Genomic DNA, 23,841 nt, shown 5'->3' on the forward strand with positions numbered 1-23,841 from the left:
GACTCCCATGCCCGGCTTGCTGCCCCACATTGACCCCGATGGTCTGCTCGAATTCTCGGTGGTCTACACCGACCGCGCCCTGAACCACATGTCCAAGCGCTTTGGCGGCGTGATGACCGACATCTCGCGCATGCTCAAAAACGTCTATGGTGCCCACTCGGTGGCCCTGGTGCCTGGCAGCGGCACTTTTGGCATGGAGTCGGTGGCCCGCCAGTTCGCCACCCACCAGCATGTGATGGTGATCCGCAACGGCTGGTTCAGCTTCCGCTGGACGCAGATTTTTGACATGGGCCAAATCCCCAAGAGCCACAGCGTGCTCAAAGCACGCCGCGTCGCCGCTGGCTCACAAGCGGCCTGGGCACCTGCACCGATTGAAGAAGTCAAAGCCGCCATCGCCGCAGAAAGACCCGCTCTGGTGTTTGCCCCGCACGTGGAAACCTCGGCCGGCATGATCCTGCCCGACGACTACATGAAAGCCGTGGCCGATGCGGTGCACGCTGTGGGCGGTTTGTTTGTGCTCGACTGCATTGCGTCTGGCGCCATGTGGGTGGACATGAAAGCCACGGGCGTGGATGTGCTGATCAGCGCTCCACAAAAAGGCTGGAGCAGCTCGCCATGCTGCGCCATGGTCATGCTGAGCGAGCGTGCCCGCCAAGCGATCGACAGCACCACCAGCACCACTTTTGCGATGGACCTGAAAAAGTGGCTGCAGGTGATGGAAACATACGAAAGCGGTGCCCACATGTACCACACCACTTTGCCCACCGATGCTTTGCTGCGCCTGCAAGAAGCCATGTTGGAAACCGAAGCCTACGGCTTTGCCAAAGTGCGCGAAGAACAAATAGCGCTGGGTCGCCAGGTGCGTTCTTTGTTGCTGGAGCACGGCTTCCCCAGCGTGGCCGCGCCCGGTTTTGAAGCGCCTGGCGTGGTGGTGAGCTACACCACCGACCCCGAGATCCAGAGCAGCAAGAAGTTCTTGGCCCTGGGCCTGCAAACCGCTGCAGGCGTACCCTTACAGTGCGACGAACCGGCCGACTTCCGCACTTTCCGCATGGGTTTGTTCGGCTTGGACAAATGGCACCAAGTGCCCCGCACTCTGCAGATCTTGAGTGAAGCACTGGAAACCATCGCACCCAAGGCCAAGCTGGCGGCCTGAAGTCTGAAGTTTTTCATGTAGACGCCCAGCCTGTAGGCGATGGCGCAAAATCAAGAGGGTGTTTGTAGGAGCCCACCCCGTGGGCGATGGGCGTGGCACACGCCCTAGAAAACCATCGCCCACAGGGGTGGGCTCCTACGAAATCAGCCCAATCGACCGGCCTGTCACAAAGTGATGATCGTGCAACCCGTGGTTTTGCGCGCTTCCAGCGCGATGTGCGCATCCTGAACGTTGGCCAAGGGGAAGGTCTGGTCAATGTGGATCTTGACCTTGCCGCTGGTGACTGCTTCAAACAAATCATCGGCCATCTCTTGCGTGCTCTCGCGCGTGGTGATGTGGCTGAACAGGGTCTGGCGCGTCACATACACCGAACCCTTGGGGCCGAGGATGCCCGGCGCAAATGGGGCGACCGGGCCCGAGGCATTGCCAAAGCTGGCCATCAAACCAAAAGGTGCCAAGCAGTCGAGTGACTTGTCCCAGGTGTCCTTGCCCACCGAGTCGTAAACCACTTTCACGCCTTTGCCGCCCGTGATCTCTTTGACTTTGGCCTGGAAGTCTTCGGTCGAATAGTTGATGCAGAACTCGGCACCATTGGCCTTGGCCAATTCGCACTTGGCGTCGTTGCCGGCCGTGCCAATCATGCGCAAGCCCAAGGCCTTGGCCCACTGGCAAGCGATCAGGCCCACGCCACCGGCAGCGGCATGGAACAACACAAAATCACCCGCCTTCAAGCCGCCCTGGGGCAGTGTGCGCTTGAGCAGATATTGGGCCGTCAGGCCCTTGAGCATCATGGCTGCGCCCGTCTCGAACGAGATCGCATCGGGCAGCTTGCACACGCATTTGGCCGGCATCACGCGCACTTCGCAGTAGCTGCCGGGCGGCTGGCTGGCGTACGCCGCGCGGTCACCGACTTTGAGGTGCGTGACGCCTTCGCCCACGGCTTCGACCACGCCAGAGGCTTCCATGCCCATCTTGAGCGGCATGGGGAGCTGGTACAAACCGCTGCGCTGGTACACGTCGATGAAGTTCAGGCCAATGGCCTTGTGGCGGATGCGGATCTCGCCAGGGCCGGGTTCGCCAACGGTGACGTCGACGAGTTTCATGACTTCGGGACCACCGTGTTGGTCGATCTGGACTGCAAGGCTCATGGAGCTTCTCCTGTGGATGTGGAATCAAACGATATGTAACTTTGCCACGAAATCCATGACCGAGCGAACCTGAAGGACAGCTGCGCGACAGCGGGAAAACCCGAGGTCCGCTACAGTGCGGCATGTCTCAAAAACTTTCTCCGATCACCGCTTTGTTGCTGACGGTGCCGCCGCTCATGTGGGCTGGCAATGCGGTGGTTGGCCGCTTGGTCACCGACCTGGTCCCGCCGATCACACTCAACTTCTTGCGCTGGTTTGTGGCGCTGTTCATCTTGCTGCCCCTGGCCTGGAGGGTGCTGCGCCCGCGCAGCGGCTTGTGGTCCCACTGGCGGCGCTTTGGCCTGCTCAGCCTCTTGGGCGTGGGTTGCTACAACGCACTGCAATATTTGGCACTGCAAACTTCCACCCCGCTGAACGTGACGCTGGTCGCCGCCAGCGGACCGTTCTGGATGCTCATCATCGGTGCACTGTTTTTCAAAGCCCCAGTGCGGCGCATGCAGCAGCTGGGTGCCTTGCTGTCCATCAGCGGCGTGCTGGTGGTGCTCTCACGCGGCCAATGGGCTGAACTGATGGCCGTGCGGCTGGTGGCTGGCGACATGTACGTGCTGCTGGCCACGGCCTGCTGGTCTTTCTACAGCTGGCTGCTGAGCCGCCGTGACGAGCCCGAAGCCATCCGCAACGACTGGGCGGCCTTTTTGCTGGGACAGGTGGTGTTTGGCTTGGGCTGGTCGGGCCTGTTTGCCGGTCTGGAATGGACATTCACCGACGCCCACATCGTGTGGGGCTGGCCCTTGATCACCACCTTGGCCTTCGTGGCCGTGGGTCCGGCCGTGCTGGCCTACCGCTGCTGGGGCTTGGGCATACAGCAAGCAGGCCCGGCGGTGGCGGGTTTCTTTGCCAACCTCACGCCGCTGTTTGCGGCGGTGCTGTCAGCCGCCTTTTTGGGAGAACTGCCGCACCTGTACCACGTGGCGGCGTTTGCGCTGATTGTGGGCGGAATTGTGGTGTCAGCAAGGCATTGAGCCGCAAGGAGTTTGCTGAGCTGCATCCTGTGCAGCGCGCTTTGCGTCTGTGCGGTGGTCAGCGTGTTTGGCAAGGCAAGCCCATGATCAGGTTCGAAGCAATACGATGTTTCGATAGCCCAATCGAATCAGCCCCTTGTCTTGAAAACGCCTCAATTGTTGGTTGACCCTTTGCCGTGATGCCATGACCGCCTGCGCCAAATCGGCTTGGCTGACCCGCAGTTGTACGCCTCCGGGGACTTGTACGCTGTTGAATTTGGCGATGCGCTCCAAAGTGGCCCAAACCCTTTTTTCAAGCGTGGGCATCACCTGATCGGCCAAAGTGTCAAACAACTGATTGATGCGCAATCCCAAGATCCGCAACAGGTCCACCGCAACCGAGGCATCTTGACCGATGAGTTCTAACAGCTTGACGCGTTCGATCTGCAGGACTTCGCTCGGCACAGCCGCCACCAAATCGGCAGGGTAGGTGGTATCTGCAAAAACTGAACTTAAACCCGAAATTTCTCCGGGCAACATCCAACGCAAGAGTTGTTCCTCGCCATCGAGGGTCGTCACGCTGACACGCATTCGGCCCTTGACCAGCAACAGGGCCACCGAAATGGACTGCCCGCGACTGAGAACGACCTGACCTGTTTGCCATTGGCGCATCACGCCAACTTTCAGCAATGCCTCAGTAGTGCTTGGCGATAGGGCCGAATTTTCGGCCCAAGATTGGGACAAGGCCATGACATCGATGTTCTTGAGATGAGAACCGCGAAGAGCGGGAGGTACTGAATTCATGAAAGGAGGGACATGGATGGCATCGATCGGCTGAGCTCCGATTTTGAGTGCTATCCCTTAAATTGTCACCCGGGTAACAATTCGCCGATTCGTTGCGTTTTCAAATGATGTGGACTTGAGTTTTCTCAAGGAATAGCCCTTCATTGGAAACGACATGACACTCTTTTTCTCTTCACTCGTCAGAATCGCTTTGAGCCTTGCCGCCCTGACATGGGGTGCCACAGTGATGGCGCAAGTTGAAACCTTGCGCATCCAGGACTACCCAGGTCTGGGCAACATTCTGGTGCGCGTCGCCGCAGCCAACGGGTACTGCGAAAAAAATGGCCTCAAGTGCGAACTCAAAACCATCCCAGCCGCACCTTTGGGAATACAGACGCTGATGGCAGGTGACATCGATGTCGCTTTTGGTCCGGCAGAGGTGGTGATTCAGGCTTTCAACAAAGGCGCAGATCTCAAGATCATCGGCAGCGGTTCACGCGGCAACATTTTCTATTTGATGGCTGGCGCTCACATCGAAACACCGAATGCGGCCAAGGGCTACCCGGCAGTGATGGCCGACTTGAAAGGGAAAAAAATCGGCGTGACCGCGCGTGGCTCTGGTGCTGAATTTCAGTTGCTCGACATGCTCAAAGGCGCAGGCCTGTCCGGCAGTGACGTGACCATCGTGCCAGTAGGCGCGCCAAACACCGCCTTGCCTGCCATTGCCAACAAACAAATAGACGCACTCATGCTGTTTTCACCCATGGACGGTTTTTGTGTGGCCATGAAAGTTTGCCGCGTGCTTGTGGACCCCCGCAAGGGAGAAGGTCCCAAAGAGATCACACAACTCAACGGCGCTGCGGGCCCCATGACTGTGCGAGGTGATTTTGCGCAAAGAAAAGGTGCCACCTTGGACGCATTTGCAAAAGCCATGCGCGAATCTGAAGCTTTTGTTCAAAACCCAGCCAACTTCAGTGCCTTGCTCAAAATAGTCAACGACACCTTCAAAATAGACGGGCCTGCAGGTGCCTTGGCCGTAGAGACTTCATTGCGCAATGCCATCAGCAGCTCGGGCTTTTCGCTTGACCCCAAAGCCTTGCAAGCCGCCGCTGACTATTTACACAAGACTGCACAAATCGATAAAACAGTCGACACCACAAAGCTATTGCAATTGCGTTGATCCATGCACAACGTCAACCCAAGCACCGTATCAAATCACACCCTGGGTGCCATCACGGTCGATGGCGTGAGTTTGAGTTTTGATGGGACCAACCCTGTCTTGTTTGACGTCTCATTGCACATCCAACAAGGTGAATTTGTGTCTTTGGTCGGCCCGAGTGGGTGCGGCAAAACAACGCTGCTCAACATGGCCGCGGGCTTGGTGGCGCAGACCGGCAAAGGCAGCATCCAAGTGGCTGGCACCGCGCCAGTGCAAGGCAATCCGCAAGTTGGCTACATGCTGGCCCGCGACAGTCTGTTGCCTTGGAAGACGGCATTGGGCAATGCCATGTTTGGCATGCAAGTGCGCGGCGTGCCGCGTGCACAAGCGCAAGAGCGTGCCCAAGCCATGTTGCAAGAGGTGGGTTTGGCAGGATTTGAAAATGCTTACCCCAAGGCCTTATCACACGGCATGCGCCAGCGGGTGGCGCTGGCCCGTACCTTCGCCTTGGGCTCTTCTGTGCTCTTGATGGACGAGCCGTTTGGTGCGCTGGATGCACAAACCAAACTGCAATTGGAAGACCTGCTGCTTCGCTTGTGCCAACAACACAAGCAGTCGGTGCTGTTTGTCACGCACGATTTGTCTGAGGCTGTCGCCGTGTCTGACCGCGTGGTGGTGATGACTTCGAGACCTGGGCGGATCGTCGCCGACATTGCGATCGATTTGCCACGTCCGCGGTCTATCCGCGAGTTGCAGAAAGATCCGCACTTTCACGAACTGTATGCGCAGATCTGGTCTCACCTTGAATCTGGCTGGAGCAAACATGAAGGTTGAAAAATTGAAGTGGGCCACAGCACACCTGGCCTTCATCGGCTTGCTGTTGGCATTGGGCGAATGGCTCACTGTCAACCGCTGGCTAGATCCTACGTTTGTGGGGCAACCCAGCGGGGTCCTCAAGTTCTTATGGAACAACATCACCTCGGGGCAGCTCTGGGTGGACATGGGCTGGACCATGGCCGGCACCTTGATTTCTTTCTCACTGGGCAGTGTGGCCGCCATATCCGTAGGACTGTTGTTTGTGGGGTTTCCAAAGTTTGAGAGGTTCCTTGATCCCTATTTGAACGCGATGAACGTGATGCCACGCATTGCGTTGGCACCGCTGTTCATTTTGTGGTTTGGCTTAGGGCTTGGGTCAAAGATTGCGCTGGGTTTCAGCTTGACTTTCTTCATTGTGTTGTCCAGCACAGTCGCAGGCATTCGTGGCGTCAGTCAAGACCATGTGACCCTTTGCAAGACCTTGGGCGCCAGCGCAGTGTCCACCTTCTTTCAGGTCACGCTGCCCGGTGCGGTGCCCGTGATTTTCTCGGGCCTGCGCCTGGGCTTGATCTATTCACTTTTGGGCGTGATCGGTGCAGAAATCATTGCCTCAGAAAAGGGCCTTGGCCAGTCACTGGCCTATTTGGGCTCAACGTTTGAGGTCAATGGCGTGATGGCCCTGCTCTTGGTCTTGGCCATGATCGGCGTCAGTGTGATGAAAACCATGACTTGGCTTGAAAAACGTTTGTTGCATTGGCAATGAACGCGGCACTTTGGAACGCGACCTGTCAAACACCACGGTTCAAAAAACCATCTCAGTAGATTCAACCGACTCTTCAAACACAAGGAAAGTGACCCCACATGGCGAATACAAAACCCCTGAAATTGATCAACATTGCCAAACGGTACAAGCACATCACGCCTGTTCCGCGCATGCCCAACTTCGCAGCTTGGATCGAAGGTGTGGACTTGACCAAGCCATTGAGCAAAGCGGTGCAAGCTGAATTGCGTCAAGCCTTGTTCGATTTCGAAGTGATTTTCTTTCGACCGCAAGTCATCACACCCGATCAGCACATTGCCTTGGCCAAAGTGTTTGGTCCTTTGTCCTCGGGTTCTTATTTTGATCGGCATCCGGATGCACCAGACTTGGAGGTCATCACCTCTGACCCTGAGCGTCCGCCCTCCATTGACAATTGGCACACCGACATCAGCTGGAAACCTCGTCCGCCTTTAGGTACGGCGATTCAGATCACCGTCACACCACCCGCCGGGGGCAATACCTGCTGGATCAGCACCAGCAAGGCCTACGATTGGTTGTCTCCTGGCATGAAGAAATACCTGGATGGGCTGACCGCCGTCCACAGTTGGGAGGTTTCCGGCTTTCGGGAAGCCCTGGGCAAACGCGGTGACGAGGCACTCATTGCGGCCATCAAAGCCTTCAAACCCGTGGTGCACCCGGTCGTGCGCGTGAACCCGGATTCCAAGCGCAAGTGCATTTTTGTCAACAGCGATTTCACCCGCAACATTCAAGGCGTCGATCGCCATGAAGCGGTGGGCATCCTCAGATTCCTGCTGGATTGGATGAAAAAGCCCGAATTCATGGTCCACCACCAATGGGAAGCGCACGGCATTGCCATTTGGGACAACCGTTCAACCCAGCACTATGCAGTGGCCGACTACTGGCCTCACAACCGCGTCAATCAGCGCGTCACCTTCGATGAGCCAGGCGTCAAAGCCGACAAAGTCAGTGTGAATCAAAAGGTGTTGGGCGGTAAGAAACTCACCTGATTTTTGGAACCGCTGTCATCTGATCCGCTCACAAAAAGTGGACTGAATGGATGACAGCCACTCCAAATTTTCAGCACCGACCTTTACCCTGCTTCAATACGTCCCCGGATAAGCCCCACCATCCGCCAACACGTTCTGGCCCGTCATGTAGGCCGCGTGCTGGCTGCACAAGAAGGCGCAGATCGCCCCAAACTCTTGCGGGTTGCCATAGCGCCCGGCCGGGATTTGCGCTTGCTGGATGGCGCGCATTTCTTCCACCGTTTTGCCTTGCTTTTGCGCCATCGCGGGCAGCGTGGAGCGGATGCGGTCGGTGTCGAACTTGCCGGGCAGCAGGTTGTTGATGGTGACGCCCTGGCCCGCGATCTTGCTGCGCGAGGTGCCGGCCACAAAACCGGTCAGGCCACTGCGGGCACCATTGGACAAGCCGAGCACATCAATGGGCGACTTCACTGAGCTGGAGGTGATGTTCACAATGCGTCCAAAGCCGCGCGCGGCCATGCCGTCCACCGTGGCTTTGATCAGCTCAATCGGTGTGAGCATGTTGGCGTCGATGGCCTTGATCCACGCGTCGCGGTCCCAGTCGCGGAAGTCGCCTGGGGGTGGGCCGCCAGCGTTGGTGACCACGATGTCGTAGTCTTTGCCGGGGCCGCCCGCCACGTTCCAGATGGCTTCGCGTCCGGCTTCGGTGGTGATGTCTTGAGCCACAGCGATCAATTTCACCTTACTGCCTGTTTCGGCACGTAAGTCGTCGACTGCCTTGTTCAGCACCTCAGCGCCCCGCGCCACCATGACCACGTTCACGCCTTCAAGGGCCAAGGCGCGTGCACATCCCCAGCCCAAGCCTTTGCTCGCGCCGCCCACCAAAGCCCATTTGCCTGCAATGCCCAAATCCATGTTGATCTCCTGAAAGTTAATTTGTGCGGCCCGCTGGCCGCGTCACCCAAAACACACCACTGACCACCAAACAGGTGCCCGCAATGACCCATGCATTGAAGGGCTCATCCAGAATCAGCACACCCATCAAAATCGTTGACATGGGGCCGATCATGCCTGTCTGCGCCGTCAGGCCCGGGCCAATCCTCTCAATGGCCATCATGACCAGCAGCACCGGCAAGGCGGTGCAGACCGTGGCATTGAGCAGCGACAGCCACAGCACCGGCTCGGCCACCTGCGCAGCGGCCCAAGGCCGCAAGAGTGCAAACTGCAACAGGCAAAAAAAGCAGGCCGCCGACGAAGCCAGCCCCGCCAGCCGCAAAGAGCCCAGGCGTTGCACCATTTGACCGCTGTAGGTCAGGTAAACGGCGTACGTGATCGCGCTGGAAAACACCAAAAAGGCTCCCAATGCTGCATGCGTACCGGCCAGACTGACTTCGTGCCCGAACACCAGCAAGACACCGGAGTAACTGATGGCCATGGCCATGCCTTGGCGGGTGCTGATGCGTTTTTTAAACAAGCACCAGCCCAGCACCAACACCAGCGTGGGGTTGAGGTACAAGATCAATCGCTCCAGCGAAGCGCTGACAAAAGCCAGCCCCCAGAAATCCAGAAAGCTCGACAGGTAATAACCGCAAAAACCCAGGCCCACCACGCCCAGCCAATCGCGGCGTGTGAGTGCGGCTTTGCCCCGCCCAGCCCACCAGGCCATGAGCAAAAACATGGGCAAGGCAAACAGCATGCGGTACATCAGCAACGTGACCGCATCCACCCCGTGGCGGTAAGCCAGTTTGACGATGATGGCCTTGCCGCTGAACGCGATGGAGCCTGCTGCGGCCAGCAACAGGCCTGAGGTCATCTTCGGTGAGTGCGTCGCCATCAAAAGCCCACCGCCTGCCCATCACGGCGCGGGTCGCTGGCGGCCATGTAACCCTCCACACCCGGATCGCCCATGCGCCAGATGAACTGGCCTGCGCCAAAGTCTTGGTACGAGTCGTTGATGATGTCCAGTTCGTGGCCACGGGCGATCAAGCCTTGGACGGTCTGGGCGTTCATGGCGGCTTCGACGTTGATGTTCATGCCGGTGTTGTAGCGCCAGCGCGGTGCGTCGCAAGCGGCTTGCGGGTTCTGGTTGTAGTCGAGCATGCGCACCAGCGTTTGCATGTGGCCCTGAGGCTGCATGTTGCCGCCCATCACGCCATAGCTCATGACCGGCTGGCCGTCTTGGGTCAGGAAGGCCGGGATGATGGTCTGGAAAGGCCGCTTGCCGGGCATGACCAGATTGGCGGTGTTGGGGCCTTGGGGGTTGGTGCTGAAACCATGGCCCCGGTTTTGCAGGCTGATGCCGTAGGTCGGCTCCACCACGCCCGAGCCAAAGCCCATGTAATTGCTCTGAATGAAGCTGACCATCATGCCGTTCTCGTCGGCCGCCGTCAGGTAAATCGTGCCGCCCTTGACCGGGTTGCCCGCCTGGAAGTTTTGCGCTTTTTTCAGGTCAATGAGCTTGGCACGGCTGGCCAGATAGGCCGGGTCGAGCATCTGCTCGGGTGTGACTTCCATGTAGCGCGGATCGGCCACATAGCGGTACACATCGGCAAAGGCAAGTTTCATGGCTTCGATTTGCAGATGCTGCGAATCCACGCCATCCACTTTGTGGCTGGCCAGGTCAAAGTTGGACAGGATGCCCAAGGCGATCAGCGCGGCGATGCCCTGCCCGTTGGGCGGGATCTCGTGCAGGGTGTAGCCCCGGTAGTCTTGTGCAATGGGCTTGACCCACTCGGGTTTGAAGTCGGCCAGGTCTTTGGCGGTGATGCTGCCGCCGTTTTCCTTGGCGAACTTTTCAATCGCTTGAGCAATCTCACCGCCATACAGGGCCTGGCCCTTGGTGGCCGCAATGGCTTTCAGGCCCCGCGCCGCGTTCTTGAACTGGAACAACTCACCCACTTCGGGCGCACGGCCCCAAGGCAAAAAGCTTTGCGCAAAACCGGGCTGCGACTGCAGCTCGGGCGTGGCGGCCGCCCATTTTTGCTGCACCACCACCGGCATCAAATAGCCGCGCTCGGCCACATCGATGGCAGGTTCCAGCAAGTCGGCAAAAGGCAGCTTGCCAAATCGCTCACTCAAAGCGACCCAGCCCGCCACGGCACCGGGCACGGTGACCGAGTCGAAGCCGCGCTTCGGCGGAGTGGCCGCGTCGGCACCGTATTTGCGGTGGAAGTATTCAGGCGTCCAGGTGGCCGGGGCGGGGCCGGACGAATTCAAACCGTGCAGTTCTTTGCCGTCCCACAAAATGGCAAACGCGTCCGAACCCAAGCCGCAACTCACGGGCTCGGTCAGGGTGATGACGGCTGCAGCGGCGATGGCGGCATCGACCGCGTTGCCGCCCTTGAGCATCATGCGCAGGCCCGCCTGCGCGGCCAATGGGTGCGAGGTGGACACGATGTTGCGCGCAAACAGCGGCAAACGGGTGCTGGTGTAGGGGTATTGGTTTTGAAAATGCATGTCAGTCCAGTGTGATCTTGCGTTCACTGATGATTTTTTTCCATTTGGCCGATTCTCTGGCCAGCATGGCGGTGAATTGGGCAGGCGTACCGCCCACAGACTCGATGCCCAGGCGTTGCAGTTTGTCGATGACTTCGGGGTCTTGCAGCACCTGGTTGGCAGCGGTGTTGACGCGGCTGACCACATCGGCGGGCAAGCCCTTGGGGCCAAACAAGCCAAACCAGGTGTTGGATTCGTAGCCGGGCAAGACATCGGCAATCGGCGGCACACCAGGTGCCAGCGGCGTGGCTTTGAGTGTGGTCACACCCAGCGCACGCAAGCGGCCATCGCGCACATGCGGCAAACCGGTGGGCAAGCTGTCAAACAGCACATCCAGCTTGCCACTGACCAAATCGGGAATGGCCAAGGCCGTTCCTTTGTAGGGGATGTGCACCACAAACAGATCGGCCTGCGCCTTGAACAACTCGGCCGTCAACTGCACGATGGTGCCGTTGCCGCTCGATGCGTAGTTCAAACGGCCTGGGTTCTTCTTGGCGTAGTCGATCCATTCCTTGACGGTTTTGGCAGGCGAGCTGTTGGGCACCAGCATGATGCTGGGCGCATTGCCCACCTGGCTGATGGGCGTGAAATCTTTCACCGCGTCATAGGGCATGCGCGGATTCAAATTGGGGCCAATCGAATGGGTGCTGGAGGTGGCCAACAACAAGGTGTAGCCATCGGCCACCGCTTTGGCGGCCAGGTCTGAGCCCAAAGTGCCTCCGGCCCCGGGCCGGTTTTCGACCACCAGCGATTGGCCGAGTTTTTCACCGAGTTTTTGCGACAAGGTCCGGGCGAACAAATCGGTGGCACCGCCAGCTGGGAAAGGCACGATCAAACGCAGGGGCTTGCTGGGGTACGTGGCCTGGGCCTGCACCTGTTGGGCTGCGCCCAAGGCACAGCCTGCGAGCCACAACATGGCCATCAGTCGTCGTCTTTGCATGGGATGTCCTGATTCAAACCGTCGATGTGGGCCATGTTGAAGGGGTCTTGATTTTGTCAGAGGCCGCAAGACCTGGTGCATCCACAGGTGACAGCCCGCATGCCCCATGAAAAACGGCCTCACAGGGAGGCCGCTTGTTCAGGTCAAACGTTCATCATTCTTCGACGAATGCTTCTTCTCGCTTGGACTTCACAGCAGGCAAGAGCACGATGATCAGCAAGACCAGTGCCGCCGCCAACAGGCTGGCCGACAGGGGACGTGTCACGAACACGCTCCAGTCGCCACGCGAGAGCAACATGGCGCGGCGCAGGTTTTCTTCCATCATTGGGCCGAGGATGAAACCCAACAGCAAAGGTGCAGGCTCCACACCGAGCTTGATGAAGGTGTAACCGATCACACCGAACATGGCCACCATCCAGATGTCGAAGGTGTTGTTGTTGGTCGAGTACACACCGATCGCGCAGAACAGCACGATGGCGGGGAACAACCAGCGGTAGGGCACCGTCAGCAACTTGATCCACATGCCGATCAAAGGCAGGTTCAAGATCACGAGCATGGCGTTACCAATCCACATGGAGGCGATCAAGCCCCAGAACAACTCGGGGTTGCTGGTCATCACTTGAGGACCGGGCTGGATGTTGTGGATCGTCATGGCACCCACCATCAAAGCCATCACGGCGTTGGGCGGAATGCCCAAGGTCAGCAATGGAATGAAGGAGGTTTGTGAACCGGCGTTGTTGGCCGACTCAGGCGCTGCCACACCACGGATGTTGCCCTGACCGAAAGGCACTTCGCCTTTGCGCAGCTTGGTTTTCTTCTCGATGGTGTAGGCCGCAAACGCCGCCAGCAAGGCACCGCCACCAGGCAAGATGCCCAAGATGGAGCCAATGGCTGTGCCACGCAAAACTGCAGGCACCATGTTCCTGAAATCTTCCGCTGTGGGCATGAGGCCCTGCACTTTGCCGGTGAAGACTTCGCGGTCTTCTTCTTTTTGCGACAAGTTGGAGATGATCTCGCCGTAGCCAAACACACCCATGGCGATCACGATGAAGCCAACCCCATCGGTCAACTCGGGGATGTCGAAGCTGAAACGGGCCACACCCGAGTTCACGTCGGTGCCCACCAAGCCCAGCAACAAGCCCAGCACGATCATGGCCACAGCCTTGAGCAAGGAGCCCGAAGCCAACACCACTGCGCCGATCAAGCCCAAGATCATGAGCGAGAAGTATTCAGCAGGGCCGAACTTGAAAGCCACTTCGGTCAAAGGTGCAGCGAATGCAGCCAAGATCAAAGTGCCGACGCAACCGGCAAAGAACGAGCCCAGACCGGCAGCGGCCAAGGCCGGACCTGCACGGCCCTTGCGGGCCATCTGGTAGCCGTCGATCACGGTCACCACCGACGAAGATTCGCCAGGCAGGTTGACCAAGATCGCGGTGGTGGAGCCGCCGTACTGGGCACCGTAGTAAATACCGGCCAGCATGATCAGCGCCGCCACAGGGGGCAGCGCGTAAGTGGCAGGCAGCAACATGGCAATCGTGGCCACAGGGCCGATGCCTGGCAACACGCCAATCAAGGTGCCCAGCAAGCAGCCGATGAACGCGTAAATCAGGTTCTGGAAGGTGAACGCCACCCCAAAACCGAGGGACAGGTTATTGATCAGATCGGTCATGAATAACTCCTCAGCCGACGATGAAGGTTGGCCACACGGGGAACTGCAGTTTCAGCAGCATGATGAACGCCAGGTAGCTGCCGATCGACAACACCACGGACAGGATCAGCACTTCTTTGAGGTTGAAGGTGTCACCCGCCAAGCTGGCCACAATGGTCACGCCAAAAATGGCAGCAATCAGGCCCATGGCCGGAATACCGACGCTGGGCAGACCGCCCAGCAAGATGCCGAACAACACGTTGGCGGCGATGATAAAGAACAAAGGTTTCCAGGCCCATGCGCCGATTTTTTCGCCGTCCTGGGTTTCAACCACCAAGGCTTTGAACATGATGGCACCGCCCAGGATGGCCAGGATCACACCCAACAGCACCGGGAAGTAACCTGGGCCCATTCGGCCGCCGGAACCAATGCTGTAACTGGTGGCACCGTAGGCAAATGATGCACCGACCACGGTGAACATGAGCCCGGAGAAAAAGTCTTTTTGACTCTTGATTTTCACGAGATATCTCCTCTGATTGAGTTGGCACGATTCTGCGTGAAGATGTCCCCCGGGTCGATGTGGGTTACACCTATGTCCCGCGAAGGACAAACACATGGTTAACCCTTACCCCATGCGGCTTGGCGCACCTCGAGGGTGCGATGCAGACTTCATTTGGTCAAAGGCTTGAAGACCCTGAGCCATTTGGGTGCAGGCAGGCCCCACTTGTCCTGGATGCGCTCGGCCGCAGCCAATAAATCTTCGCGCTTGGGTCGGCTGCTGGTGCGTTGGGCCAGGACGATCGCATTGCCTTCGCGGGTAGGCTTGAAAGCCCAGACCGCGTCTTCACCAAAGGCGGCGCAAATTTTCTCCACGCTGGCCGGGTAGCTGGACGAGCGGCCAAACAGGTTGACCGTCATCACGCCTTGCGGGCTGAGCAGATCGCGGCAGTGCCGGTAAAAGTCAGGCGTGTCCAGCACAGGCGCGGCAGCGTGCTCGTCGTACAAATCCACCTGCAGCGCATCGACGGTGCCACGCCATTCGTCGGACTGGATTTCCAGCGCCGCGTCGGCCAGCACCACACGCAAGCGTTCATCGTCTGGCGGCAAACGGAACCAGCCACGACACGCGTGGAGCACACCGGGGTTGAGCTCGATGGCGGTGGTGGTCATTTTGAGTTTTTTGTAGCAAAACTTGGTGATGGTGCCTGCGCCCAAACCCAGCTGCATGGCGTGCGCACCCTTGACTTCGCCGTGCGGAAAAAACAGCAGCCAGCCGAACATGCGCTGCACATACTCCAGCTCGATGTCAAAAGGCCTGTCGAGGAACATGGAGCCCTGGATCCACTCGGTGCCCAAGTGCAGGTAACGGATTTCGCCGTCTTCAGAGAAATTGACTTCGGGCAGTTCGATTGCTTTTTTTCGGCTCATGCCATCATTCCATGGGTGTTCATCACCGCCTGCCAGGCGCTGAGTTTTTGTTCAAAAGTCCACGACGCATTGGCTGGACTGGTCGATGGTAGGCGATGAACCGTCACGCGCTCGCCGCAAGCGGCGTCTTGGAGTGCTTTTTTGACCGCTTTGGCATGCCGAAAGCTCTCGCCGCCGTTGTGCAAGATGCCGCGCAACTGCGTGCAGCGTTGCAGCAGACCCGGAAAATCGTTCAGCTGGGCATGGCGGATCGCACTGTCGAGGCTGCCTTCGCGCTCGCAATGCGCATACACATCCCACACGCCCAGGCCTTGCGCCAGCAAACACTGGCAACGCTGCGCGTAATCACCATCTGCTGGCCAGGCGGCATCGGGCCACAGGGCTCGCATGATGCGCCAGAAATGGTTTTGCGGATGGGCGTAATACTGCTGCGACTGCAAGGACTTCACGCTGGGAAAACTGCCCAACACCAGCACCCTGATGTCGGGATGGACCAAAGGGGCCAGGCCCTGCAAACGGTCCGAATGAGACCCGCAAGCCAAGGCCGTCATGGCGTGGCCCCGCACAAAGACAAAAGCTTGGGCAGCACGCACTGAGCGTTGCGCCTGCTGGCCTGCGCCAGCGCGTCCAGCGACACGCCCCGCACATCGGCCAGCACCTGCGCGATGCGCGGCAACTCGGCCGGGCTGTTGCGGCCTTGCGCCTGGCCCAGTGCGCGCTGCTCGGCGGTCTGGTAGAGCCAGTGCGGCGGCATGTCGGGGGCATCGGTCTCCAGCACCAGCGCCTGCAAAGGCAGCTCGCGCGCCAGGCGGCGCAATTGCAAAGCCCGCTCATAGCTGAGCGCACCGCCAAAGCCCAGCGCGAAACCCATTTCCACAAAATGCCCGGCCTGCTGCGCACTGCCATTGAAGGCGTGTGCAATGCCCGACAGCACCGGGCATTGACGCAGGCCCTTGAGCAACAAGTCTGCCGATCGGCGCACATGCAAGATCACCGGCAAATGGTGTTTTTGCGCCAGCTTCAACTGGGCGGTGTAAAACAGCCACTGCCGCTCCCGCATGGCGGGCTCGCACAAGGCAGGCACGAAAAAATCCAGCCCGATTTCGCCCACCGCCACCAAGCGCGGGTCGCCCAGGCGCTCGCTCAAGGCCGCATCCAGCGCCAGCAAATCTTCTTCATGGGCCTGGGGTACGTACAAAGGATGAATGCCCAGTGCATAAGCATCGCCATGGCGCTCTGCCAATTGCGCCACACCGGCCCAATGCGCGCGTTCCACCGCCGGGATCACGCACAGCGACACCCCTTGTGCACGGGCATGGGCTCTGACCACGTCACGGTCGGCGTCAAACTCCGCCGCATCCAGATGGCAATGGGTGTCGATCCACATTGCCGCTCAAACAGCAGGCTGCAAAACGCCTTTGACCAGGTGCAATTGCCGATCGCAGCGGGCCGCCAAGGCCTGGTCGTGCGTGACCACCACAAAAGCGGTGCCGCGCTCGCGTGCCAATTGCAGCATCAGCGCGAACACGCCATCGGCCGTCTCGCGGTCCAGGTTGCCGGTGGGTTCATCGGCCAGCACGCAGGCCGGATCGTTGACCAGCGCCCGGGCCAAGGCCACACGCTGGCGCTCGCCGCCAGACAGCTCTGAAGGCCGGTGGTGCACGCGATCGGCCAAGCCCACACGCGCCAGCCACTGCGCCGCGACAGCGGCCGCTTCGCCGCGGTCCTGCCTGCGGATCCACAGCGGCATGGCCACGTTGTCCTGCGCGCTGAACTCGGGCAAGAGGTGGTGAAACTGGTACACAAAGCCGAGGTAGCGGTTGCGCCACTGGCCTTGCTCGGCCGCGTTGAGCGCCGAGAGCAATTGGCCCTGCAGTTGCACGCTGCCTTGCGTGGGCGCATCCAGCCCGCCGAGCAAATGCAAGAGGGTGCTCTTGCCAGAGCCCGAAGCGCCCACAATCGCCAGCGTTTGCCCGGCATGGACTTCCAGGTCCACGCCCTGCAACACCGTCACATCCAGGCGGCCTTCGGTGAAGCGCTTGGTCAGGCCCTGGGCTTTTAAAACCGTCTTATTCATAACGCAGCGCCTCGGCAGGATTCACCTGGCTGGCGCGCCAGCTCGGGTAGAGCGTGGCCACAAAAGCCAACACCAAAGAGATCACCGCAATCGGCAGGATGTCGCTGGCCAGCGGCTCGCTGGGCATGCGGCTGATGAGGTAAATATCGCGCGGCAAGAAGCTGGCGTTGAACAGCTTTTCCAAAGCGGGCACGATCACGTCGATGTTGAAGGCCACCAACAAGCCCAAGAGCAAACCGCTCATGGTGCCGATCACCCCCACCGTGGCGCCCTGCACCACAAAAATACCCATGATGCTGCGGGGGCTGGCGCCCAGCGTGCGCAAGATGGCGATGTCGGCACGCTTGTCGGTCACCGTCATCACCAGTGTGCTGACCAGGTTGAACGCGGCCACCGCCACGATCAGCGTGAGGATGATGAACATCATGCGTTTTTCAACCTGCACCGCGGCAAACCAGGTCTTGTTTTGCTGCGTCCAGTCGCGCACCCAAAAGCTGGCACCCAGTTGCAACTGCAAATCACGCGCCACCGCGCGGGCCTCGTGCAAATCCTGGAGCTTGAGGCGAATGCCCGTGGGCCCCTCCAAGCGGAACATGCGGGCCGCATCGGCCACATGCATCATGGCCAGCGTGGAGTCGTATTCGTAATGCCCCGAATGGAAGGTCCCGACCACCTGCATTTGCTTCATGCGGGGCACCACTCCGGCCGGCGTGACCTGACCCGAGGGCGAGACCAAGGTGACCGGATCGCCCAACTGCACCCCCAGGCTTTGCGCCAAGTCCGCGCCCAACACCATGCCAAACTGCCCGGGCAGCAAGCGCATCAGGCTGGCGCGTTGGGCCTCCGATGCCATGTCGGTCACTTCGGGCTCCAAAGCCGGATCGATGCCACGCACCAGCACCCCTTTCATGTCTTCACCACGGGCCAACAAAGCCTGCGCCGTGATGAAAGGCGCCGCACCCACCACCTGAGGATGCGCTTTGAGCTTGGCCAGCACCGCAGCCAGGTCCTGCACCGCACCGCCGTCAGCCGCATACACCTCGATGTGTGAGACCACGCCCAGCATGCGGTCGCGGACCTCTTTCTGAAAACCGTTCATCACGCTCAGCACGATGATCAGGGCGGCCACCCCCAGCGCAATGCCCAGCATGGACACGCCCGAGATGAAGGAAATGAAACCGTTGCGCCGCGTCGCGCGGCCGGCCCGCGTGTAACGCCAGCCCAGTACGAGTTCGTAGGGAATGTTTTTGAAAAAAGCCATAGACCGCTATTGTGACCAATCGCAGTTGGGGCTTTCAGCGGCTGGCCTTGTCCAGCGCCTGGTCGATGTCCCACAAGATGTCGTCCAGATTCTCCAGGCCGACAGATATGCGCACCATGTCGGGCGGCACGCCAGCGGCCAGTTGCTGGGCGTCGTCGAGCTGGCGGTGGGTGGTGCTGGCCGGGTGGCTGATCAGGGTGCGGGTGTCGCCGATGTTGACCAGGTGGCTCATGAACTGGGCCGACTCGATGAACTTGACGCCCTGCGCCAGCCCGCCTTTCACGCCAAACGACAGCAGTCCTGAAGCGCCGCGCATCTGGCGCTGCATCAGGGCATGCTGCGGGTGGTCGGGCAGGCCGGGGTAGTTGACCCAAGCCACACGCGGGTCGGCCTGCAAAAATTTGGCCACGCCCAGTGCGTTGTCGCAGTGCTTTTGCATGCGCAGCGGCAGGGTTTCGACGCCTTGCAGAATTTGCCAGGCGCTCATGGGGCTGAGCGATGCGCCGAACACGCGCAGGCTTTCCATGCGGCAGCGCATGGAAAAGCCAAAGTCGCCAAAGGTCTCGTAAAACTTCACGCCGTGGTAGCCCTGCGAGGGCTCGGTCATGCCGGGGAACTTGCCGTTGTCCCACGGGAATTTGCCGCCTTCGACCACCACACCGCCCAGCGTGGTGCCGTGCCCAGCCAGGTATTTGGTGGCCGAATGCACCACGATGTCGGCCCCCAGCGCCAGCGGATTGCACAGCAGCGGGCTGGGCACGGTGTTGTCGATGATGAGCGGCACGCCGTGCGCATGGGCCACCTCGGCCACGGCGGCGATGTCCAGCACCACCATGCTCGGGTTGCCCAAGCTCTCGGCGTACACCGCTCGGGTGTTGGGGCGCATGGCGGCGGCAAAGGCCTCGGGTTTTGTGGCGTCCACAAAGGTGGTCTCGATGCCGAACTTGGCCAGGCTCACGGCCAGCAGCGTGACCGAGCCGCCGTACAAAGCCCCGGCCGCCACCACATGGTCGCCCGATTGCAAGATGGTCATCAGCGCCATGGTTTCGGCCGCCATGCCCGAGGCACTGGCCACCGCAGCACGCCCGCCTTCGAGCGCGGCCACACGCTCTTCGAGCACCGCCACCGTGGGGTTGCTCAGGCGCGAATACACATTGCCAAAGGTCTGCAGGTTGAACAGCGACGCCGCGTGCTCGGCGCTGTCAAACACAAAGCTGCTGGTCTGGTAAATCGGCAAGGCGCGTGCGCCCGTGGCCGCATCGGGGATTTGCCCGGCGTGGATGGCCAGGGTCTCGGGGTGAAATTGGCGGTCGGTCATGGTGTTCGGGTGAAAAAAGTCGGTTCAAAAATGGCAAGTGCAGAGCGATTGATCCGGCCCTGTCAAGAGTTCAATGGTCAATGATTTTGTAGGTCGGCGGCTTTAGCCCCGACAAGTGGCCGCGACCAACCAGCACTGTCGGAGCTAAAGCTGCCGACCTACGGGGGCGCGGTGCAGAAGATGCAAACATCTGGCCTGATCCATAAGAAGCCTTCACACCAACCGCCGCGCCGAGATGACGCCGGTGTTCACACCCACCCAGTTCAGCCCCCCGAACAGCCGGGCGTGTTCGATCTTCACGCAGCGGTTGCTCACCGAATCCAGCCCGGCTTGCCGGGCCAGCGCATCGGCCTCGGGGTTGGCCACGCCCAGCTGCTGCCAAAAACACCGCGCCCCGATTTGCACCGCTTGTTCGGCAATCGGCAACACGTCTTCGGCGCGGCGAAACACGTCAACCATGTCCACCTTAAAAGGGATGTCGCCCAGGCTGGCATAACAAGTCTCGCCCAGCACGGGCGTGCCCGCATAGCGCGGGTTCACGGGCACGATCTTGAAGCCATGCGACTGCATGTACTTGGCAGCGAAATAGCTGGGCCGGTGCCACTCAGCCGACAAGCCCACCACGGCGATGGTGGGGCACGTTTTGAAGATGCGCCGCAGCGCGTGCAAATCGTTGTGCATGAAAGTCCTTTTGTCTTTTCGGCGTCGTTGCGTTGAAACCTCAAGCTTAAGCGGTGCAAGGATATTTGTAGGAGCCTACAGACGATGGTTCTTATCTTTGCAGGAGCCCACAGACGATGGTTTTTGTCTGTGTAGGAGCCCACAGGCGTTGTTTTTGTCTGTGTAGGAGCCCACCCCTGTGGGCGATTTCACGCACACCGCCAAGGCAAGCCATCGCCCACAGGGTGGGCTCCTACAAAAGCCATTGAGCTGAATGTCAACGCGATCAGCGGCGAAGGGGTCGCAGGTTCAATACGTCACATGTCCACTGCGCAGGAGCCCACAGGCGATGGTTCTTATCTTTGCAGGAGCCCACAGACGATGGTTTTTGTCTTTGTAGGAGCCCACCCCTGTGGGCGATTTCACGCACACCGCCAAGGCAAGCCATCGCCCACAGGGTGGGCTCCTACAAAAGCCATTGAGCTGAATGTCAACGCGATCAGCGACGAAGGGGTCGCAGGTTCAATACGTCACATGTCCACTGCGCAGGAGCCCACAGGCGATGGTTCTTATCTTTGCAGGAGCCCACAGACGATGGTTTTTGTCTGTGTAGGAGCCCACCCCTGTGGGCGATTTCACGCACACCGCCAAGGCAAGCCATCGCCCACAGGGTGGGCTCCTACAAAAGCCATTGAGCTGAATGTCAACGCGATCAGCTGCGAAGGGGTCGCAGGTTCAATACGTCACATGTCCACTGCGCTTCATTTGCCGCGAGGCCCAGGTGGCGCTCAGCGACAGCACCCCGCACACCGCCATCACGCCCAGGTAGTGGCCGCTGTGGTCAAACACCGCGCCCGCCAACACAGGCCCCAGCAAGTTCCCCAGAGCCGCGCCGCTGTAGAGCGTGCCCACCACGCTGGCCACCGATTTTCCGCCAAAGTAATCCATGCAAATGGCGGGCAAGAGCGACACGATGGAGCCATAGCTCAGGCCAAACCACAGCGCAAACAGCACCAGCATGGCCTGCCCGCCTGCCGCGCCCCACAGCACATACGACGCGCCCATGGACAGCTGCATCAGCACCAGCGTTTGCGCCCGGCCAAGTCGGTCGGCCAGCAGGCCAATGGCAAATCGCCCCACCAGACTGCCCACGCCAATCAAGCCCACCAAACCGACGGCAAAGGCCTCGCCCAGACCCAGGTCACGCGCCGAGGCGGACACATGGGCAAAGGGAATGAACATGACGGGTGAGGCCAGCACGGTGGCCAGGTACAGCCAGCGGAAGGTGGGGCTGCGCAAGGTCTCGCGCAAAGTCAGCCCAGAGGCCGAGCCGCCCGCACCTGGCACGTCAGCGGCAACGCCGGACGCCGCAGGGGCCCGTCGCAGCAAACCCGCCGCCAACAAGCCCAGCACCAAGACCCCCAAGGCCAGCAGCTGCATGGCGTCGCGCCAGGGCATGGGGCCAATCGCCATGGCCACCAACACCGGCACCAGCAAAGTGCCCGCGCCCACGCCCGAGCTGGCAATGCCCCCGGCCAGCCCCCGCCGGGTGGTGAACCAAGGCTGCACGCTGGCAATGGACGGGGTGTAGACCAGTGCGATCCCCAGGCCCACCAGCAAACCGTAGCTCACGTACACCGCCAACAAGGAAGACGCCCAGCTGGTGGCCAGCAGGCCCAGCGCAATCAAGGCCATGCCCGCCGAGCACACGAGTCGCGGACCGAAGCGGTCAGCCAGCATGCCGCCACCCGCGCCCAGCACAAAGTAAACAAAGCCCGACAGCCCAAAAATCCAGGACACATCGGCCCGCTGCGCCGAGAATTCGGCCGCGAACGATTCAAAAAACGCCGCGAACGAATACGACACCCCAAAGATCAGCGCCAGGCACACAAAGGTGGCCCACACCACCACCCAGGCGTAGGGGGTTTCTTTCATGCGGTCTCCGTATTTTTTGAAGGTGTTGGACATTGTGCCCTCAAGGCATTGGCTCGCCTGTCCATAATGGTTCACCCCAACGCTTGAGCGCGCACCGATGACACAGGACCCTCGCCCCCCGCACGAATCCAAAAGCCTGGAAGACGTGGTGCTCAAATTCATCGAAAAAAACAACCGCGCCATCTGGGCGGTGATTTTTGCCACCGCCTTGGCGGTGATCTACGGCATGAACGCCACCTGAAGCCCTCCAAGTTCAATGGTTCAAGGTCATTGGGTGGCCTGCGACAATCACGACCCATGCACCTGATCATTCCCTTCGCAGCCAGCCACACCCTGACCGGCCCCGAGGTTTGGGCCGGTTTGCAGCTGCCAAATTTACAAGCCCTGCTGACCCTGCTGCAGCGCCAGCAGGTGCTGCAAGACCCTGAAGCCACACCGCTGCACCTGCCCCACGAACGCTTGCAAGCCCAAGCCTTGGGCTGGGCACCTGACGCCCCCACCCTGCCCTGGGCCGCTTGGCACCAAGCGCAACAAGGTCTACCCAGCACTGAACCCCAAGCCTGGATGACGCCCTGCCACTGGCAAATCGGCATGGACCAGGTGGTGATGGCCGACCCGGCTCATTTGCACCTGTCCGACGAGGAATCGCAGCACCTTTTGCAAGCCATGCAGCCATTTTTGCAAGAAGACGGCTTGCAAGTGACTTGGCACAGCGCCTTGCGCTGGCATGCCCAAGGACCGCTGCTAGCAGAACTGAGCACCGCATCGCTCGACCGGGTGATCGACCAGAACGTGAAGGACTGGATGCCCGTTGGCTCTGCCGCCCGTCCCCTGCAACGCCTGCAAAGCGAGATGCAGATGCTGCTCTACAACCACCCGGTGAACGACGCCCGTGATGCCCGCAGGCAGCACACCGTCAACGCCTTTTGGCTGCACGGCGCAGGCACGCTGCCTGAAGGCACCACGGTCCCGGCGCAGCCCGCCACCGTGTCAACCGCCTTGCGATCGGGTGCCTTGCACGGCAACGCGCAGGCTTGGCGGCAAGCCTGGCAGCAACTCGACACCAGCGCCGTGGCCGACTTGCTGCAACACGTCAAAGCCACGGGCCAAGGCACGCTCAGTCTGTGCAGCGAGCACACGGCCCACACCTACACCGCAGCGCCTGCCGCCTGGCACCAGCGCCTGTTCAAGCAACTGTTCAACAAAACCACCCCTGCTGCGGCACTTCAAGCCCTCATCACAACCTGAT

24 protein-coding genes are annotated in these 23,841 nt (G+C 60.1%); 8 read left to right on the forward strand and 16 right to left on the reverse strand.

Annotated features, from left to right (window positions below):
• Positions 1-7: 7 nt before the first annotated feature.
• A complete protein-coding gene (locus B9Z52_RS06810) occupies positions 8-1,156 on the forward strand; it encodes an aminotransferase class V-fold PLP-dependent enzyme (RefSeq protein WP_108413097.1) in 1,149 nt (382 codons plus the stop codon).
• A gap of 164 nt (positions 1,157-1,320) precedes the next feature.
• Here the strand turns inward: B9Z52_RS06810 and B9Z52_RS06815 are convergent, their stop codons facing one another.
• Positions 1,321-2,304 (reverse strand): quinone oxidoreductase, encoded by a 984-nt coding sequence (locus tag B9Z52_RS06815; protein WP_108413098.1) that lies wholly within the window; start codon positions 2,302-2,304, stop codon positions 1,321-1,323.
• A gap of 122 nt (positions 2,305-2,426) precedes the next feature.
• Here B9Z52_RS06815 and B9Z52_RS06820 point away from each other — a divergent pair, with 122 nt between their 5' ends.
• Positions 2,427-3,326: a DMT family transporter gene (locus B9Z52_RS06820; RefSeq protein WP_108413099.1), complete on the forward strand. Its 900-nt coding sequence runs from the start codon at positions 2,427-2,429 to the stop codon at positions 3,324-3,326.
• 87 nt (positions 3,327-3,413) lie between these two features.
• Here the strand turns inward: B9Z52_RS06820 and B9Z52_RS06825 are convergent, their stop codons facing one another.
• Positions 3,414-4,109: a Crp/Fnr family transcriptional regulator gene (locus B9Z52_RS06825; protein ID WP_108413100.1), complete on the reverse strand. Its 696-nt coding sequence runs from the start codon at positions 4,107-4,109 to the stop codon at positions 3,414-3,416.
• A 154-nt stretch (positions 4,110-4,263) separates the two neighbouring features.
• Between B9Z52_RS06825 and B9Z52_RS06830 the strand changes: the two genes are divergently transcribed.
• The 4 genes from B9Z52_RS06830 to B9Z52_RS06845 all read left to right on the forward strand — a co-directional run bounded on the left by B9Z52_RS06830 (position 4,264) and on the right by B9Z52_RS06845 (position 7,851).
• Positions 4,264-5,268 carry an ABC transporter substrate-binding protein gene (locus B9Z52_RS06830; RefSeq protein ID WP_108413101.1) on the forward strand — a complete coding sequence of 335 codons (1,005 nt, stop codon included), beginning with the start codon at positions 4,264-4,266 and terminating at the stop codon, positions 5,266-5,268.
• 3 nt (positions 5,269-5,271) lie between these two features.
• Positions 5,272-6,081, forward strand: coding sequence for an ABC transporter ATP-binding protein (locus tag B9Z52_RS06835; protein WP_108413102.1), 810 nt, complete (start codon positions 5,272-5,274; stop codon positions 6,079-6,081).
• Complete coding sequence (locus tag B9Z52_RS06840) at positions 6,071-6,826, forward strand: ABC transporter permease (RefSeq protein ID WP_108413103.1); 756 nt, start codon at positions 6,071-6,073, stop codon at positions 6,824-6,826. The genes B9Z52_RS06835 and B9Z52_RS06840 overlap by 11 nt, the downstream gene beginning before the upstream one ends.
• 98 nt (positions 6,827-6,924) lie before the next feature.
• On the forward strand, positions 6,925-7,851 hold the full coding sequence (locus B9Z52_RS06845; RefSeq protein ID WP_108413104.1) for a TauD/TfdA family dioxygenase: 927 nt from the start codon (positions 6,925-6,927) through the stop codon (positions 7,849-7,851).
• 93 nt (positions 7,852-7,944) lie between these two features.
• On the opposite strand, the gene B9Z52_RS06850 is transcribed toward B9Z52_RS06845, so the two are convergent.
• The 14 genes from B9Z52_RS06850 to B9Z52_RS06915 all read right to left on the reverse strand — a co-directional run bounded on the left by B9Z52_RS06850 (position 7,945) and on the right by B9Z52_RS06915 (position 22,592).
• Positions 7,945-8,745 carry an SDR family oxidoreductase gene (locus tag B9Z52_RS06850; protein ID WP_108413105.1) on the reverse strand — a complete coding sequence of 267 codons (801 nt, stop codon included), beginning with the start codon at positions 8,743-8,745 and terminating at the stop codon, positions 7,945-7,947.
• A gap of 16 nt (positions 8,746-8,761) precedes the next feature.
• Entirely contained in the window at positions 8,762-9,643 is an 882-nt protein-coding gene (locus B9Z52_RS06855; RefSeq protein WP_233251855.1) for a DMT family transporter, read from the reverse strand.
• Positions 9,644-9,663: 20 nt separating this feature from the next.
• Positions 9,664-11,286, reverse strand: coding sequence for a gamma-glutamyltransferase family protein (locus tag B9Z52_RS06860; RefSeq protein ID WP_108413107.1), 1,623 nt, complete (start codon positions 11,284-11,286; stop codon positions 9,664-9,666).
• A gap of 1 nt (position 11,287) precedes the next feature.
• Entirely contained in the window at positions 11,288-12,265 is a 978-nt protein-coding gene (locus B9Z52_RS06865; RefSeq protein ID WP_108413108.1) for a tripartite tricarboxylate transporter substrate binding protein, read from the reverse strand.
• A 154-nt stretch (positions 12,266-12,419) separates the two neighbouring features.
• Positions 12,420-13,934, reverse strand: a complete 1,515-nt coding sequence (locus B9Z52_RS06870; protein WP_108413109.1) for a tripartite tricarboxylate transporter permease — start codon at positions 13,932-13,934, stop codon at positions 12,420-12,422.
• Positions 13,935-13,944: 10 nt separating this feature from the next.
• On the reverse strand, positions 13,945-14,433 hold the full coding sequence (locus B9Z52_RS06875) for a tripartite tricarboxylate transporter TctB family protein (protein WP_108413110.1): 489 nt from the start codon (positions 14,431-14,433) through the stop codon (positions 13,945-13,947).
• A gap of 149 nt (positions 14,434-14,582) precedes the next feature.
• Positions 14,583-15,341, reverse strand: a complete 759-nt coding sequence (locus B9Z52_RS06880) for a spermidine synthase (protein WP_108413111.1) — start codon at positions 15,339-15,341, stop codon at positions 14,583-14,585.
• A complete protein-coding gene (locus tag B9Z52_RS06885) occupies positions 15,338-15,892 on the reverse strand; it encodes a DNA-deoxyinosine glycosylase (RefSeq protein WP_108413112.1) in 555 nt (184 codons plus the stop codon). The genes B9Z52_RS06880 and B9Z52_RS06885 overlap by 4 nt, the downstream gene beginning before the upstream one ends.
• The gene (locus tag B9Z52_RS06890; RefSeq protein ID WP_108413113.1) at positions 15,889-16,728 is read right to left on the reverse strand and encodes a TatD family hydrolase; all 840 of its coding nucleotides are present in this window, start codon (positions 16,726-16,728) and stop codon (positions 15,889-15,891) included. The genes B9Z52_RS06885 and B9Z52_RS06890 overlap by 4 nt, the downstream gene beginning before the upstream one ends.
• Positions 16,729-16,734: 6 nt before the next feature.
• Complete coding sequence (gene lolD, locus B9Z52_RS06895; protein WP_108413114.1) at positions 16,735-17,418, reverse strand: lipoprotein-releasing ABC transporter ATP-binding protein LolD; 684 nt, start codon at positions 17,416-17,418, stop codon at positions 16,735-16,737.
• The gene (locus B9Z52_RS06900) at positions 17,411-18,679 is read right to left on the reverse strand and encodes a lipoprotein-releasing ABC transporter permease subunit (RefSeq protein WP_108413115.1); all 1,269 of its coding nucleotides are present in this window, start codon (positions 18,677-18,679) and stop codon (positions 17,411-17,413) included. The genes lolD and B9Z52_RS06900 overlap by 8 nt, the downstream gene beginning before the upstream one ends.
• Positions 18,680-18,713: 34 nt before the next feature.
• Positions 18,714-19,997, reverse strand: coding sequence for an O-acetylhomoserine aminocarboxypropyltransferase/cysteine synthase family protein (locus tag B9Z52_RS06905; protein WP_108413116.1), 1,284 nt, complete (start codon positions 19,995-19,997; stop codon positions 18,714-18,716).
• 213 nt (positions 19,998-20,210) lie between these two features.
• Positions 20,211-20,678 (reverse strand): CoA-binding protein, encoded by a 468-nt coding sequence (locus B9Z52_RS06910; protein WP_108413117.1) that lies wholly within the window; start codon positions 20,676-20,678, stop codon positions 20,211-20,213.
• 714 nt (positions 20,679-21,392) lie between these two features.
• On the reverse strand, positions 21,393-22,592 hold the full coding sequence (locus B9Z52_RS06915) for an MFS transporter (RefSeq protein WP_158270519.1): 1,200 nt from the start codon (positions 22,590-22,592) through the stop codon (positions 21,393-21,395).
• 97 nt (positions 22,593-22,689) lie between these two features.
• On the opposite strand from B9Z52_RS06915, the gene B9Z52_RS17845 reads away from it, so the two are divergent.
• Positions 22,690-22,833, forward strand: coding sequence for a hypothetical protein (locus B9Z52_RS17845; protein WP_158270520.1), 144 nt, complete (start codon positions 22,690-22,692; stop codon positions 22,831-22,833).
• A 56-nt stretch (positions 22,834-22,889) separates the two neighbouring features.
• Positions 22,890-23,840, forward strand: a complete 951-nt coding sequence (locus B9Z52_RS06920) for a hypothetical protein (protein ID WP_108413119.1) — start codon at positions 22,890-22,892, stop codon at positions 23,838-23,840.
• Position 23,841: the final 1 nt, after the last annotated feature.

Source organism: Limnohabitans sp. Jir72, assembly GCF_003063575.1.
Classification (GTDB): domain Bacteria; phylum Pseudomonadota; class Gammaproteobacteria; order Burkholderiales; family Burkholderiaceae_C; genus Limnohabitans_A.